The sequence below is a fragment of the Serratia sp. HMSC15F11 genome, assembly GCF_001808215.1.
Lineage (GTDB): Bacteria > Pseudomonadota > Gammaproteobacteria > Enterobacterales > Enterobacteriaceae > Serratia > Serratia nevei.
In genome coordinates this window covers 386,920-401,047 of sequence record NZ_KV792497.1, presented here as the reverse complement: position 1 = coordinate 401,047, position 14,128 = coordinate 386,920, and the positions used below count along the sequence as shown (strand labels likewise).

Annotated in this window: 13 protein-coding genes and 1 pseudogene; 11 read left to right on the top strand and 3 right to left on the bottom strand. The window is 56.3% G+C overall.

Annotated features, from left to right (window positions below; genetic code table 11):
• Positions 1–64 precede the first annotated feature (64 nt).
• Both HMPREF3138_RS21535 and arsC read left to right on the top strand, forming a co-directional pair.
• Positions 65–1,354, top strand: coding sequence for an arsenic transporter (locus HMPREF3138_RS21535; RefSeq protein WP_038876681.1), 1,290 nt, complete (start codon positions 65–67; stop codon positions 1,352–1,354).
• A gap of 14 nt (positions 1,355–1,368) precedes the next feature.
• The gene (arsC, locus tag HMPREF3138_RS21530; RefSeq protein ID WP_038876683.1) at positions 1,369–1,800 is read left to right on the top strand and encodes an arsenate reductase (glutaredoxin); all 432 of its coding nucleotides are present in this window, start codon (positions 1,369–1,371) and stop codon (positions 1,798–1,800) included.
• A gap of 26 nt (positions 1,801–1,826) precedes the next feature.
• Here arsC and HMPREF3138_RS21525 read toward each other — a convergent pair whose 3' ends face one another.
• From HMPREF3138_RS21525 to fdhD, 3 genes are read right to left on the bottom strand one after another with little or no spacing between them, the layout of a single operon-like run.
• Positions 1,827–2,789 carry a Dyp-type peroxidase gene (locus HMPREF3138_RS21525; protein ID WP_038876686.1) on the bottom strand — a complete coding sequence of 321 codons (963 nt, stop codon included), beginning with the start codon at positions 2,787–2,789 and terminating at the stop codon, positions 1,827–1,829.
• A 34-nt stretch (positions 2,790–2,823) separates the two neighbouring features.
• Positions 2,824–3,741 (bottom strand): bestrophin family protein, encoded by a 918-nt coding sequence (locus HMPREF3138_RS21520; RefSeq protein WP_038876691.1) that lies wholly within the window; start codon positions 3,739–3,741, stop codon positions 2,824–2,826.
• A gap of 57 nt (positions 3,742–3,798) precedes the next feature.
• On the bottom strand, positions 3,799–4,641 hold the full coding sequence (fdhD, locus tag HMPREF3138_RS21515) for a formate dehydrogenase accessory sulfurtransferase FdhD (protein WP_038876693.1): 843 nt from the start codon (positions 4,639–4,641) through the stop codon (positions 3,799–3,801).
• Positions 4,642–4,949: 308 nt separating this feature from the next.
• On the opposite strand from fdhD, the gene umuD reads away from it, so the two are divergent.
• From umuD to HMPREF3138_RS21470, 9 genes and pseudogenes are all read left to right on the top strand, one after another.
• Entirely contained in the window at positions 4,950–5,384 is a 435-nt protein-coding gene (umuD, locus tag HMPREF3138_RS21510) for a translesion error-prone DNA polymerase V autoproteolytic subunit (RefSeq protein ID WP_047730422.1), read from the top strand.
• A 2-nt stretch (positions 5,385–5,386) separates the two neighbouring features.
• Positions 5,387–5,614 (top strand): annotated as a pseudogene (locus HMPREF3138_RS21505) (DNA polymerase V subunit UmuC); the annotation flags it as partial.
• Positions 5,615–5,685: 71 nt separating this feature from the next.
• Complete coding sequence (locus HMPREF3138_RS21500; RefSeq protein WP_038876700.1) at positions 5,686–6,687, top strand: tyrosine-type recombinase/integrase; 1,002 nt, start codon at positions 5,686–5,688, stop codon at positions 6,685–6,687.
• The gene (locus HMPREF3138_RS21495; protein ID WP_038876702.1) at positions 6,677–8,803 is read left to right on the top strand and encodes a tyrosine-type recombinase/integrase; all 2,127 of its coding nucleotides are present in this window, start codon (positions 6,677–6,679) and stop codon (positions 8,801–8,803) included. Before HMPREF3138_RS21500 ends, HMPREF3138_RS21495 begins: the two co-directional genes overlap by 11 nt.
• A gap of 349 nt (positions 8,804–9,152) precedes the next feature.
• Complete coding sequence (locus HMPREF3138_RS21490) at positions 9,153–9,443, top strand: hypothetical protein (protein ID WP_154292204.1); 291 nt, start codon at positions 9,153–9,155, stop codon at positions 9,441–9,443.
• A gap of 56 nt (positions 9,444–9,499) precedes the next feature.
• Positions 9,500–9,766 carry a hypothetical protein gene (locus HMPREF3138_RS27275; RefSeq protein WP_038877312.1) on the top strand — a complete coding sequence of 89 codons (267 nt, stop codon included), beginning with the start codon at positions 9,500–9,502 and terminating at the stop codon, positions 9,764–9,766.
• Between the two features lie 60 nt (positions 9,767–9,826).
• Positions 9,827–11,104 (top strand): TcdA/TcdB catalytic glycosyltransferase domain-containing protein, encoded by a 1,278-nt coding sequence (locus HMPREF3138_RS21480; protein ID WP_038876706.1) that lies wholly within the window; start codon positions 9,827–9,829, stop codon positions 11,102–11,104.
• A gap of 87 nt (positions 11,105–11,191) precedes the next feature.
• The gene (locus tag HMPREF3138_RS21475) at positions 11,192–12,466 is read left to right on the top strand and encodes an HlyD family secretion protein (protein WP_038876708.1); all 1,275 of its coding nucleotides are present in this window, start codon (positions 11,192–11,194) and stop codon (positions 12,464–12,466) included.
• A partial coding sequence (locus HMPREF3138_RS21470) for a peptidase domain-containing ABC transporter (RefSeq protein ID WP_038884848.1) occupies positions 12,459–14,128 on the top strand: 1,670 nt, incomplete at its 3' end. The genes HMPREF3138_RS21475 and HMPREF3138_RS21470, both read left to right, overlap by 8 nt.

Genomic DNA, 14,128 nt, shown 5'->3' with positions numbered 1-14,128 from the left:
AAAATTTTGCATAAACACATACGAAAAATCATATATGTAAATTTAAAGAGGCAGTGAGACGGCGATGATGGTGGCAGGGGCGATCTTTATTCTGACGTTGGCCTTGGTGATCTGGCAACCGAGAGGGCTGGGTATCGGCTGGAGCGCGGCGTTCGGCGCGGGATTGGCATTACTGAGCGGCGTGGTGCACGTCGGCGATATTCCCGTGGTGTGGCAGATAGTCTGGAATGCGACTGCGACCTTTATCGCCGTCATCATCATCAGCCTGCTGCTGGATGAGAGCGGCTTCTTTGCCTGGACCGCCTTGCACGTCGCGCGCTGGGGCAACGGCAAAGGCCGATGGTTGTTTACCTACATGCTGCTGCTGGGGGCCGTGGTGGCGGCGCTGTTCGCGAACGACGGCGCCGCGTTAATCCTTACGCCGATCGTGATCGCCATGCTGTCGGCGCTCGGCTTCCGCCCTGCGGCGGTGCTGGCTTTCGTGATGGCGGCGGGCTTTATCGCCGATACCGCCAGCCTGCCGCTGGTGGTGTCCAATCTGGTGAATATCGTTTCGGCGGATTTTTTCCGGCTGGGCTTTACGGAGTATGCGGCGGTGATGGTGCCGGTCAACGTTGCCGCCGTGGCGGCGACCCTGGTGATGTTGCATCTGTTCTTTCGCAAGGATATTCCGCGGTGCTACGCGTTGACGCGTTTACCGATACCCCAGGATGCGATTCGCGATCGTGCGACTTTCCGAACCGGCTGGGCGGTATTGGCGCTGTTGCTGATGGGTTTCTTCGCCCTGGAGCCGCTCGGTGTGCCGGTAAGTTTGGTCGCTGCCTGCGGTGCGCTGGTTCTGCTGGCGGTGGCGAAACGCGGACGGGCGATCGATACCGGTAAAGTGCTGCGCGGGGCGCCCTGGCAGATCGTGATTTTCTCGCTGGGCATGTATCTGGTGGTTTATGGGCTGCGCAATGCCGGCTTGACTGAGCTGCTTTCCGGCGTATTGGACGCGCTGGCGCGGCAGGGGCTGTGGGCGGCGACGTTCGGCGCCGGCTTCCTGAGCGCGTTTCTCTCTTCCGTCATGAATAACATGCCGACGGTGCTGGTGGGGGCACTGTCAATTGACGGCAGTAGCGCGGAAGGCGTCATCAAGCAGGCGATGATTTACGCCAACATCATCGGCAGCGATCTCGGCCCCAAAATCACCCCGATCGGCAGCCTGGCCACGTTGCTGTGGCTGCATGTATTGGCAAGGAAGAACATCGTCATTACCTGGGGCTATTATTTTCGCGTGGGGCTGGTGATGACGCTGCCAATCCTGTTCGTCACCTTGGCCGCGCTGGCGCTGCGGCTGTCCGTTTTGTCTTAACCGGAGAAACCGTCATGAGCAGTATCAAGATTTTTCACAACCCGGCCTGTGGCACGTCGCGCAACACGTTGGCGCTGATCCGCAACAGCGGCGTTGAGCCGGAGGTGATTTTGTATCTGGAAACGCCTCCCAGCCGCGAACGGTTGATTGCGCTGCTGGCCGAGATGGGCATGACGCCGCGCGCGCTGCTGCGTAAAAACGTCGCGCCTTATGCCGAACTGAAACTGGACGAAAGCGGCTGGAGCGATGAGCAACTGATCGACTTCATGTTGCAACAGCCGCTCCTGATCAATCGGCCGATTGTGGTGACACCGCTCGGTACGCGTCTGTGCCGGCCGTCGGAGGCGGTGTTGGATATTCTGCCGGATCCGCAGCGCGGCGCTTTCAGCAAAGAGGATGGGGAGCCGGTAATCGATGCGCAGGGCCGCAGGATAACCAAAGGCTGATCGCTGCGGCCCGGCGTCTGGCAAAATCAGTGCAGTTCGGCGCCGCTGCGGTCGGCCAGCGCTTCGAGCAGCGGGGCGGAAGGCACGAAGAACAGGGTGCCGGTCACCGCGTGGCTAAAATCGAGCAGCCGATCGTAGTTGCCGGCCGGGCGGCCGATAAACATGTTTTCCAGCATCTGCTCGATCGGCTGCGGGGAGCGCGCATAGCCGATAAAGTAGGTGCCGAATTCGCGCAGGCCGGGGCGGCCGAACGGCATGTTGTCGCGCAGAATTTTCACCTCGTTGCCTTGCTCGTCGGTGATGGTGGTCAGCGAACTGTGCGATGACGACGGTTTGACCGCTTCATCCAGCTCGATGTTGGACTGCTTATGGCGGCCGATGATCTTCTCCTGCGTTTCCACGCTGAGCGAGTTCCAGCCCTGCATATCATGCAGGTATTTTTGCACCAGCACATAGCTGCCGCCGCTGAACGCCGCGTCTTCGTCGCCGATCACCGTGTAGTCGAAGGCTTCGTGCCTCTCCGGGTTCTCCGTACCGTCGACGAAGCCGATCATGGCGCGCTGATCGAAGTAACGGAAGCCGTGCACCTCTTCAATGACCGTCACGGCGTCGCCGAGCTTGCCGACCAGCTGCGAGGCCAGTTCGAAACACAGATCCATTTCATCGGCGCGGATATGCAGCAGAATATCGCCGGGCGTGGCGACGGCGACGCGTTCCCCGCTGCCGATCGGGCTGAACGGATGCAGCTGGCGAGGGCGCGGCGCGCCAAACAGCGTATCCCAGGCTTCGGAGCCGAAGCCGCAGACGCAGGTGAGGTTGCCCGCCGGCGCGCGTTTGCCGACCGATCGCACCACGGCGGCGATATCGCCGCACCAGGCGCGCACCGCCGCCAGATGGGCGGGAACGGGCGACAGGGTGGCGACGATGAAGATGGCATGGCGCGTCACCGGCGTGAATACGGCTTGTGGCGGGTGGTTATTTGCATTCATTGCATTCGGCTCCAGTGTGTTCGGGTGAAATAGGTCAAATCAAATTAAAGTGCTCGTCGGGTTTCATCGGCGGCGGCAGCGGGCTTTGGTCGTTCATTTCCAGCAGGTTGCGCTCGATGGTGTTGCAGATGGCGTTTAACGGCAGATGGTTGGCCGACACGCCGAACGGATCCTCCAGCTCTTCGGCCAGTGAGTCCCAGGATAAGAAGGTATAGGAAATGAACACCGAAACAAACGGTGTCATGTAATGCAGGTCGGTCACCAGGGCAAAAGGCAGCAGGCTGCAGAACAGGTAAACGGTGCGCTGCAGGATCAGGGTATAGGCGAACGGCACCGGCGTGCTGGCGAGCCGTTCGCAGCCGCCGAGGGCGTGGGACAGTTCGCTCAGCTTGTTGTCGAGCAGCTCGAAGGTGATGTCGCTCAGCAGCCCCTGGCGGCGCAGCTTGCCGATCTCCTGGCCCAGCATCAGCAGGATGCGGTTGGTCGGCATCGGGCTGGCGATCACTTCCGCCAGCTCTTTGCTGGTGAGGTTGTGGTACAGATCGGCGGTCGGATCGGTGGCGCGCAGCTGATGCTTCAGGCTCCAGCTGAAGGCGATCAGCAGCTTGGCGACCTTCTGATGCACCGCCGGTTCGTCCGGCAGCAGGCTTTTGATCTGGCGCAGCAGGGATCGCTCGGTAATCAGCAGCGAGCCCCACAGGTTGCGCGCTTCGACAAAGCGGCTGTAGCCGGCGTTATTGCGAAAGCCGAGAAAAATGGCGATGGCGATACCCAGCAGGCTGAACGGCGCGATGGTTAAATGTACGCCGAGCTGCTCGTACCATTGATAGCTGATCACCGCCACTATCGACATCAGTACGTTCAGCGACAGACGAAAGGTGATCTTTGACAGCACGGAACCGTGCCAGGCGAACAGGCGAATAAACCAGTTCTGGTGCGGGCGAATGATCATGACGTGGGGCTTCCTGGTGTTCTGCTATTGAGAATAGTCGATTCTTGTCCGGCGGCGTTAGGCCGCCGGCGTCGATTGCCAGAGCCGCTGCGGGTGCGTATAGACGGTAGCGCGCCCCGGCTTGCTGAAGCCCACCAGCGTCAGGTTGCTGCGCTCGGCCACCTCGACCGCCAGGCGGGTGGCGGCGGAAACGGCGAACAGGATCTCGACGCCGCACATGGCGGATTTTTGCACCATTTCATAGCTGGCGCGGCTCGACACCAGCGCCGCCCCCTGCAGCCACGCCTGTTGGCTGCGGTAGCCCAGCAGTTTGTCGAGCGCCACGTGGCGGCCGACGTCTTCACACCCGCCGCTGAGTGCGCCGTCCGGCTGGATCCAGGCCGCCGCGTGGGTGCAGCCGGTCAGTTTCCCTACCGTTTGCACCTCCTGCAGCTGCGCCAACGCCCGGTCGAGCAGGGCCAAATCGAAGCGTTGCGTGAAGGGCAGCGGCGCGATGGGCTGGGCGACCTCCTGCAGCTGCTCCACCCCGCAGACGCCGCAGCCGGTGCGGCCGGCCAGGCTGCGGCGCTTCTCTTTCAGCTGCATAAAGCGGCGGCTCGAGAGTTCCACATGCACTTCAATGCCGTTGCAGGCCGGCTGTTGGCGGATGTCGTAGATATCGTCGGGGGAGGCAATGATGCCTTCGGACAGCGAGAAACCGATGGCGAAGGCCGCCAGATCTTTCGGCGTCGCCATCATCACCACGTGGGAAATGCCGTTGTACACCAGGGCGACCGGCACTTCTTCCGCCAGCCAATCCTGTTGCGCCTGAGCCAGATCGTTGCGCTGCCAGACCGCGTGGCGCGACAGGCATTCCTGTTCGATATCGTCGGTTTCTGCGAGGAGCAGGTGCTTGTTCATAACGTTCTCGTGACCGTCGGTGACGAGGCGCCGACGGGAGTGAATTCTTATTAGCAGGTGTGGGGATTATACAGGATCCTGATCCCGCTCACGTAAGGAAATGACGCTCTGTCGACGCCCCCATCAGGTTATCCACAGTTTTGGTGGATAACGTGTGTGCAAGGGGCGGTGAAACGCTTAGCAGGCGTAAAAAAAAATCGCTCAGAAAATTATTATATTACGCGGGAAAGCGCGATCCGCAGGGGGATAGGGGGTTGCACGCGTTCGCTTTTTGTTTATGCTTTACTGTATAAATATACAGTTTGATTATGATTATGCTGAGCAATTCAAGATTGTATGCTTTTTCACCAGGTGATCCCCTGACGTTACCGCTGTTTGCCGATCGCGTGGCCTGCGGCTTTCCTTCCCCGGCGCAGGACTATGTCGAGAGCAGGCTGGATATCGGCAAGCTGCTGGTGCGGCACCCCAACGCCACCTATTTCGTGCGCGCCAGCGGTGAGTCGATGATCGACGGCAATATCCAGGATGGCGATCTGCTGATCGTCGACAGCGCCCTGACGCCGGAGCACGGCAATATCGTGATCGCCGCGGTGGACGGCGAATTCACCGTCAAAAAGCTGCAGCGCCACCCCGACGTGCGGCTGTTGCCGATGAATCCCGCCTACGCGCCGATCGTGTTCGACGACGAGGCGCAGCTGGAGATCTTCGGCGTGGTGACCTTTATCGTCTACGCGGCCCGGTAACCCTGTTCGCTCTGGTGGACGTTAACAGCTTCTACGCCTCCTGCGAGACCATCTTTCGGCCCGATCTGCGCGGGCAGCCGGTGATCGTGCTGTCCAACAACGACGGCTGCGTGATCGCCCGCAGCGCCGAGGCGAAGGCGCTGGGCGTACCGATGGGCGCGCCTTATTTCAAAATCAAAGAGGAGATGCGTCGCCGCAACGTCGCGGTGTTCTCCTCCAACTACGCGCTGTAGTAAGTTAAGTGGAATGCAACATGTGATCGCCAACACTGAGCGTGTTCTCACATCAAAGGTGAATGCCAATGACCAGACGTCTGCTTTCCACTCACAGCATGCTCTTTGTCGAACAATGGCTGAAGATCCTGGCTGACTTGGGGCGAGCGCCAGCCACGATACTCGCTTATCGCCAGGCGCTGGCACATTATTTACGTCACTGTGAGGCGCAGGCGCTGCGGCCCGAGTCCGCGCGCTTTGAGGACTTTTCCGCCTATCTTCGTCCGCAGTTGCCGGGGATGACGCACCCCGTCGCCAGCGCCACCTTGCAGCTGCGGATCTCCGCCATTCGCCTCTGGTACGATTTCCTCTTCTATCAGGGAAACTGTGATAGTAACCCGGTGCCACGTACCCTGCAGCCCACTGCGGGTTTCAGTGCTCGCGGACTGGTGCCGCGCATCGTCAAACTGCCCCGCATTCCGGATGATCCGGGCTGGTTTGCCTTGCTCGGACAGGCGGCACATGCTTCGTTGCGCGACCGTCTGATGCTGGCGCTGGCCTATTATGGCGCCCTGCGGCGGGCCGAAGTGACCGCCCTCGGGATAGACGACCTGGATCCGGGTCACCGCTTGATCCGTATCCGGGCGGAAACCACCAAAAGCCGGCGTGAGCGCGTGGTGTGCTACAACCCGGCCGTGACCCCGATGCTGGCGGCACACCTGCAGCAACTTCGACGGGAAGGGCATACCGGCGGCGCGCTGTTTCGTTCGGTGTCGGACCGTAACCACGGCCTCCCCCTGAGCATCTGGAACTGGAGCAAGACGGTGCGGCGTTGGGCTACACAGGCCGAATTGCCGGATTTTTCAACGCATACCTTCCGTCATCTGCGCCTGACGCACCTCGCCCGGGCCGGCTGGCGGCTGCACGAAATCGCCGCCTATGCCGGCCACCGCGATCCCCGCACCACCCAGATATACCTGCACCTGTCCGGTACCGATTTGTCGGCCAAAATGGCCGGGGCGATCGCGGAGCAGGACCGGCGCGTCGCCAGCCAGGTGTTTGGCTGTCCGGAGGTGTCCCATGCCGACTGAAAATCGCCCCCCGGTGATCTGGCAACCCTTTGAGCGGGCGGCCTACCGCCTCGACGATACGTTGTCAGAAGAAGACCGCCGGGCTATCAGCACCGCTCACGGGCGCACGTTGTATCAGCAGCGCCGACCTGTCCCGCCGTTATTGCAGCCGCTGGTCGATATTGCCCGGCGCAGCGGGGCGAGCGGGCGGATAGTCCGGGTGACTATCCAGGCTATCCTGGCCGAAATGGCCCGCCTGAATATGCCCTGTCACCGCTGGACGGCAGAGCGCTGGCAGGCGATGTATCAGCATCGGCGGCTGAGTGGGCCGTTGCTGGCGGCGTTTGCCTTCCACCTGAGCGATGTGCCACTCCCGCTGCAGGACACGCGCTGTCGGCAACCGCTGTGTTATGCCCGCGCCGTATTTGGCCAGGATATTTGTCAGCAGGAATGGCAGCGTTTGCTGGCGGTGTTGGTCAGCCTGGGCTATTCACGCCGCACGCAAGAGATGTTCCTGTCCGCGGTGCTGAGTCTGCTGATGCTGGAAAACGGCGACCCGCGGCTTGAGAGTTTTACCGAGGCACTGCTGACACGCGGTCAGCAGCATCGAACGGAAGGGATAGCCAGAGCCGTGGGGAAAGTGTCTCATGGGCTGGCGGCGATGGGTATTCTGCACCGCCCGTTGCGCATGCGGGGCTACATCGGCTGGCGGGAGAAAAATACCGACGGCATCGCACCGGAGTGGGCAACCTGGTGCCGGCGCTGGCGGGAAACGTCCGTGCTGCGCCCCAAGACCCGCGAGTCCTGCTACAGTATCATCCTGCGTATCGGTTTGTGGCTGGCCCGGGAACACCCGCAGATCCGCGAGCCCAAAGACTGGACCATCAGCATCTGCGCCGATTTTATCGCCGCGCTGGCTCGGCTCAACGTGGATGAACTCTCCCTGGCATCATCACCACGCCGGCCCGTTTCATCGCGTGGCGACCAGCCGATGAAGAGCAATTCCCGGGCGTCCTTCCTGTATGCCCTGCGGCGTTTTTTCATCGACTATGAACTCTGGGGCTGGGGACGGTTGCAATTCAGCCCCTATCGCCATCTGGCCACGCCCAACACCCCGACCTTCAGCCGTGGCGTCAATCCCCGGGTGATCGACGATCCGGTCTGGCTCCGGCTGATTTGGGCCAGCCTCAATCTGCGCCCGGAGGACATGCTGACCGGCATTCATTATCCGTTTGCCATGCACCAGGCCATGGCCGTTATCTGGACGCACGCCGGACTGCGCCAGAATGAGATCCTGCGGCTGACGACCGGGTGCGTGCAGGCGCAAGGAGAGGATATCGTCCAGGAAGACGGCAGCCTCATTCCCGCCGGTACCCTGTGCTACCTGAGCGTCCCCGCCGGCAAAACATCAAAAGCCTTTGTCAAACCGGTGGCGGCTGTGGTGAAAAAGTATGTCGACTTATGGCTGCAGGCGCGCCCGGCTGAGCAGGCTGCACTCAGCGATGAGCGTACCGGTGAAAAAGTTCACTATCTGTTCCAGTACCGTGGCAGACAGGCCGGCTGTGCGATGCTGAACAACACGCTGATCCCGATATTGTGCGCCCGCGCCGGCGTGCCTTGTGAGGACAGTCGCGGGCGCATCACCAGCCATCGAGGACGCGCTTCCGCAGTGACGGCGCTGGCCAGCGTACCGCAGGGTATGACATTGCATGAACTGATGGCGTGGTCCGGGCACAGCTGCCCACGCTCGACGCTGCACTATATTCGCCTCCGTCCGACCCGGCTGGCGGCATCTTTCGTCAAGGCCGACAAGATCTCCCACATGATTGGCGTGCTTATCGATCACGACAGTCAGGCGATGACCGACACGGGGCCGGCATTGTATTACGATCTGGGAGAGCTTTACTGTACCAATCCGTTCTGGAGTAGTTGCCCGCATCGTATGGCCTGCATCGGCTGTGATTTCAGCTTGCCGAAAAGCAGCGCCAGGGCGGTGGCGCTGGAAAGCCGGACCTCCATTCGACGTTATCTGGAAGAGGTTCCACTGACTCCCGATGAACAGGCTATTGTCGAAGGGGATATTGAAAAATTGGACACCTTTATCCGGAAAATCTCCGACATACCAGAAACCGAATGAAGACAGCGGTTAAAAAATCACTGACTTTTGCTTGCTTCACAACCAACGCCATTTAATCGTAATGGTGATGAGTGTCACTTGCATTGACGCGAGGAGTGTTGGTTATCGATTGGCTTGGGTTACCCGGCTTGCTCCAGGCGGAACCGGACTTTATCGTACTTTCTCGTCATAAATGGATTATTGACAAAACACCAAAAAGTGACCTCTAATCAAAACGGCAAGATTTTTACTTGATGAACGTCACAATTTAACAATATCTGCATTTTTTTTACATATGACGCGTGAGTAGTATGTAATTCAACCATTTCTAATGGTTGTGCAAACTCAGCAAATTCATAGGAGAGCTTTCATGAAGGAAATTTTAAGCAGCCAATTCGATGCCGTGTCAGGTGGATGGCAAGATCGAGACGGAAGTGGGAAAAGATCGTCTGATAACGGAGGTTCTGGATCTTCAAGTCGCGGCGGAAATAACGGTGGTGACCGCGGACTTCAGTCATTCTTGTCACAAAATAGCCCCTACGGTAGTGGTTCCGGTGCCAGTGGTTTCTGGGGGAATGGTAATTCAATGGCAGCAGGAAATGGCTATGGCGGGAATGGCACCGGACCGAGAGAGGCCAGAGAATCCGGAACCAAACGTTAATTAACAGACACAATCCTAGCACAGAAATAAAATTCTGTGCTTTTATAGGGTATATGATGAATAGATATGTTATTTTTATAAAGAGTGATGAGTCAAAAGTGTTAAAAAAGGAAATTGTTACACGCGAGTTAATTAAGGACATGAAGCAGAAGGGATTCAGAAAACACCATGTCGAAGTAGAAGCAGAGAACGAAAGTGATGCCATTAATAAATTAAATAAAAACAGCAATGACTATTTGGATTCATTGAAAGATTTTTCTGGTAATTTATTGTTCTGTTCTATTTGTATTATTATTATGGCCATAGTCTATTTTTTTAGCTAGGCTATAATCTAGCATCGAATCGTTCAGACTTGCTATAATCTATTTTGCATGGAGATTTAAATGAGTCATAGGATATTGGGTGTTGATTTATCAAAGGCAGAGAAAATATCAGCTCCAAACATCCTGCATTTTGTATGGATTGGTGATTTAAACGAATTAAATACTCACTATATAGAAATATGGAGAGAAACAAACAAAGATAAAGAGGTATTCTTCTGGTATGATAGAAATGCCTCACTATGTAACTTGCTAAACAGTTCCATACGAGATTTTGTCAATACAAAAGGAATTAAAGACAAAGAGAAGTCTGAGTTAAAAATAAAAAATTCAGCTTTTGATTACATATATTCAAAAATAAAAGAGGGCTTTTCATTTGATGAGCTAGTTATTGAGTTCTTGCTCAATAATGAAATCCCTCATCAGAAACAACCAAAAGCAATAGAAGAATCATGGTTTGCAACCAGAGGCCTTATCAAAAAGAATATAGCAGAACTTTTTTGCAATGACTTTGATGATTTCATGAAGTATTATTATTATGAGATCATATTAAGATGTAACCTTGCCAGCGCGAGTGACATTATCAGACTTTTAATCATTTATCAGTATGGAGGGGTTTATATAGATGTTGATACACTCCCATACACTGATAACATATATTACAATCTCAATAATTATATAAAAAAGGAGGGTATTATAGAGAATGATATGTTTTTCCTGTTTAAAACAGCGTGCTTTCTAAATAAAATGAACTCAAGAGTTACATCATCGGAATATGTTGGAAATTACAACGCAGAAGCGTTAGGGGTGGATGTTGTTAGGTTTGAAAAAATAAAAACGCTCATTGAAATTGATATCGCTAACTTCTCTTTGGATATGGTGCTGCCACTGGGTAATATATATGTTTATAAAAACCTATTGGCATTAGGATCGCTAAGAAGATTAAAGGGCGTTTATTTTAATAACTTCATATCATCTCACAAAAAATCAAAATCGGTAAGGATGATCCTCAGGGTTATGAAAAAAAGATATCGATTCCTAGAAAAAAACAACTGCATATTCAACTATTATGTTGATGATGGTTTTAGATGTTATCTGACCAGGATTTTAACATGGAGAACAGAACTAATAACGAAGGACTATTGTGTGACATCGGCTCTAACTGGTCCAGGCTTGATTGTTGAGGTTTTATTGGGGCTGGCTTATGAGTTATTTAATGTTGAATGCTCTACAGAACCGTCCAGTATCGCTGAATATATGCAAGATACTGAGTTTGGGATTGCATTATTTCAACATAATATAGATACTCCAGATGGAACTCATTCAACATGGCGAAAGTAATTAAAAATAAATGGGCAAACCACGTTAATTAATTTATGAATTTATTGTCAATATAATAAAATGATATTTTAATAAGGGACGATGATAATGTTTCGCCAGGAAGCGATCGATAACCAGAAAATGAAATGGCGCGGCCGGGCATTGCTGTTACCCGGCATTCCCTTTTGGCTCACGGCAGGGTTCTGCCTGTTTTTTCTCATTGCCTTTCTCACCTTCGTGATTGCCGGCACCTATACCCGGCGGGTCAACGTGACCGGCGAGATCAGCACCTACCCCCGTGCCGCCAATGTCTATTCCGCCGTCCAGGGGGTGGTGGTCAAAAAATTCGTCACCGAAGGGCAGGTGATCACTGCCGGCGCGCCCATTTACCAGATTGACGTCAGCAAAAGCACCCGTAGCGGGGTGGTCAGCGATAACCAGCGGCGGGATATCGATGACCAGCTGGCGCGCATTGTGCAAATCATCAGCCGTCTGGAAAGCAGCAAGCAGGCCACTCTCACCATGCTGGAAAAACAAAAAGCGCAGTATACTGCCGCGTTCACCCGCTCCACCGGCATCCTCCGGCGCGCCCAGGAAGGGATACGCATCATGAAGGAGAATATGGAGAACTACCGGCACTATCAGACCAGGGGACTGATCAATAAGGATCAGCTCACCAACCAGGTGGCGCTGTATTACCAGCAGCAGAACAACCTGCTGGGGCTGTCCGGCCAGAACGAACAGAATGCGCTGCAGATCACCGCGCTGGAAAGCCAAATCCATACCCAGGCCGCCAACTTCGACAACCAGATTTACCAGATGGAGCTGCAGCGCTACGAGCTGCAAAAGGAGCGACAAAACATCGATGCAACTGGCGATATTATCGTTCGCGCGCTGGCCGACGGCCGCATCGATTCGTTGAGCGTCACGATTGGCCAGATGGTCAACGTCGGCGACAGCTTGCTGCAAGTGATCCCCCACGACATCGATCACTACGCTCTGGTGCTTTGGGTGCCCAACGACGCCATTCCCTACATCGCCACCGGTGACAAGGTCAATGTGCGTTATGACGCCTTTCCGGCGGAAAAATTCGGCCAGTTTGCCGGTACGGTGTCCGTCATCTCCAAAGCCCCGGCCTCACCGCAGGAAATGCTGACCTATCAGGGGGCGCCCAAAGCGGCGCTGACCGCCGCCGTGCCCTACTACAAGGTGATCGTCATTCCGGAGAAACAGGCCATTGCCTATGACGGCAAGCGTCTGAGCCTGGAAAACGGCATGAAAGCGCAAAGCACCCTGTTTCTGGAAAAAAGGAAGATTTATCAATGGATGCTGTCACCGTTCTACGACATGAAACACAGCGCGACGGGACCGGTCAATGAGTAAGCCCACATTCAAACAGCGGGTCAGCCAGTTGGATCTGCGGCTGCGCCAGCGGGTTCCGATGGTACACCAGACCGAGTCGTCGGAATGCGGACTGGCCTGCCTGGCGATGATCTGCGGTTACTACGGCAAAAACATCGACCTGATTGCGCTGCGCCGACAGTTCAATCTGTCGGCTCGTGGGACAACGTTGGGCGGGGTGACCGCGATCGCCGAACAGCTGGGGTTGAGCTCCCGCCCCCTGTCACTGGAGCTGGACGAGCTCGGCGCGCTGAAACTGCCCTGCATTCTGCACTGGGAGTTCAACCATTTCGTGGTGCTGGTCAGCGTCAAAGGCCACCGCGCAGTGCTGCATGATCCGGCGCGTGGGCGCCGAGCCGTCAGCCTGACGGAACTGTCGCGCAGTTTCACCGGCGTGGCCCTTGAGGCCTGGCCCGGCAGCGCCTTCACTGCCGACAGCATCCGCCACCGCATTCACCTGCGTACGCTGATTGGTAGCGTACACGGGCTCAAGGGGACGCTCGGCAAAATCTTTTGCCTGTCTCTGGTGTTCGAGACCATCAACCTGGTGATGCCCATCGGCACACAGCTGGTGATGGATCACGCCATTCCCGCCGGGGATCGCGGGTTACTGACGCTCATCTGCGTTGGGCTGATGCTGTTCATCCTGTTGCGGGCCGCCGTCGGTATGGTGCGCGCCTGGTCCGGACTGGTCATGTCGACGCTCATCAACGTGCAATGGCAATCAGGTCTGTTTACCCACCTGTTGCGCCTGCCGCTCGGTTACTTTGAACGGCGCAAGCTGGGTGACATTCAGTCACGCTTCGGCTCGCTGGATACGCTGCGCAGCACCTTCACCACCAGTATCGTCGGCGCCATCATGGACGGCATCATGGTGATTGGCGTGCTGGTGATGATGGTGCTGTATGGTGGCTGGCTGACCTGGGTGGTGCTTGCCTTTACTGCTATCTACGTGCTGATGCGCCTGCTGACCTACGGCTATTACCGCCAGCTGTCCGAAGAGGCGCTGGTGAGAAATGCTCGCGCCGGCTCGTATTTCATGGAGACGCTGTACGGTATCGCCACGGTCAAGATGCAGGGCATGGCGGAACGCCGTATCGCCCACTGGCTCAACCTGGAAATCGATACCATCAATACCGATATCCGGGTCACCAAAATGGACATGCTGTTTGGTGGGATCAACACCTTCGTGGCGGCCTGTGACCAGGTCGTCATACTGTGGCTGGGCACCAGCCTGGTGATCGATAATCAGATGACCATCGGTATGTTCGTCGCCTTCGGGGCCTTTCGGGGGCAGTTTTCTGACCGTATTGGGTCGTTGACGGAGTTTTTGCTGCAGCTGCGCATGATGAGCCTGCACAACGAACGTATTGCCGATATCGCCCTGCACCCACGAGAAAACCGTAAACCAGACCTGCCCTACGCGGGGGGAATGCAACCCGCGGGGCTGTCTACCCATGCCCTGAGCTACCGGTACGACAGCCAGTCGCCGGCTGTCTTCGATGCCCTGAACATCAACATTGCGCCAGGCGAAAGCGTTGCCATCGTCGGCCCGTCCGGCGCTGGCAAGACCACGCTGATGAAGGTACTGTGCGGGCTGTTTCCCCCGGATTCAGGGCGGGTTGAGGTGAACGGCGTCGATAT

Coding starts and splice junctions, on each gene's coding strand:
- HMPREF3138_RS21525 (WP_038876686.1), bottom strand. CDS start 2,789: ATGAATGCAAATAACCACCCGCCACAAGCCGTATTCACGCCGGTGACG.
- HMPREF3138_RS21490 (WP_154292204.1), top strand. CDS start 9,153: ATGAAGGAAATTTTAAGCAGCCAATTCGATGCCGTGTCAGGTGGATGG.
- HMPREF3138_RS27275 (WP_038877312.1), top strand. CDS start 9,500: ATGAATAGATATGTTATTTTTATAAAGAGTGATGAGTCAAAAGTGTTA.
- HMPREF3138_RS21475 (WP_038876708.1), top strand. CDS start 11,192: ATGTTTCGCCAGGAAGCGATCGATAACCAGAAAATGAAATGGCGCGGC.
- arsC (WP_038876683.1), top strand. CDS start 1,369: ATGAGCAGTATCAAGATTTTTCACAACCCGGCCTGTGGCACGTCGCGC.
- HMPREF3138_RS21520 (WP_038876691.1), bottom strand. CDS start 3,741: ATGATCATTCGCCCGCACCAGAACTGGTTTATTCGCCTGTTCGCCTGG.
- HMPREF3138_RS21535 (WP_038876681.1), top strand. CDS start 65: ATGATGGTGGCAGGGGCGATCTTTATTCTGACGTTGGCCTTGGTGATC.
- umuD (WP_047730422.1), top strand. CDS start 4,950: ATGATTATGCTGAGCAATTCAAGATTGTATGCTTTTTCACCAGGTGAT.
- HMPREF3138_RS21500 (WP_038876700.1), top strand. CDS start 5,686: ATGACCAGACGTCTGCTTTCCACTCACAGCATGCTCTTTGTCGAACAA.
- HMPREF3138_RS21480 (WP_038876706.1), top strand. CDS start 9,827: ATGAGTCATAGGATATTGGGTGTTGATTTATCAAAGGCAGAGAAAATA.
- fdhD (WP_038876693.1), bottom strand. CDS start 4,641: ATGAACAAGCACCTGCTCCTCGCAGAAACCGACGATATCGAACAGGAA.
- HMPREF3138_RS21495 (WP_038876702.1), top strand. CDS start 6,677: ATGCCGACTGAAAATCGCCCCCCGGTGATCTGGCAACCCTTTGAGCGG.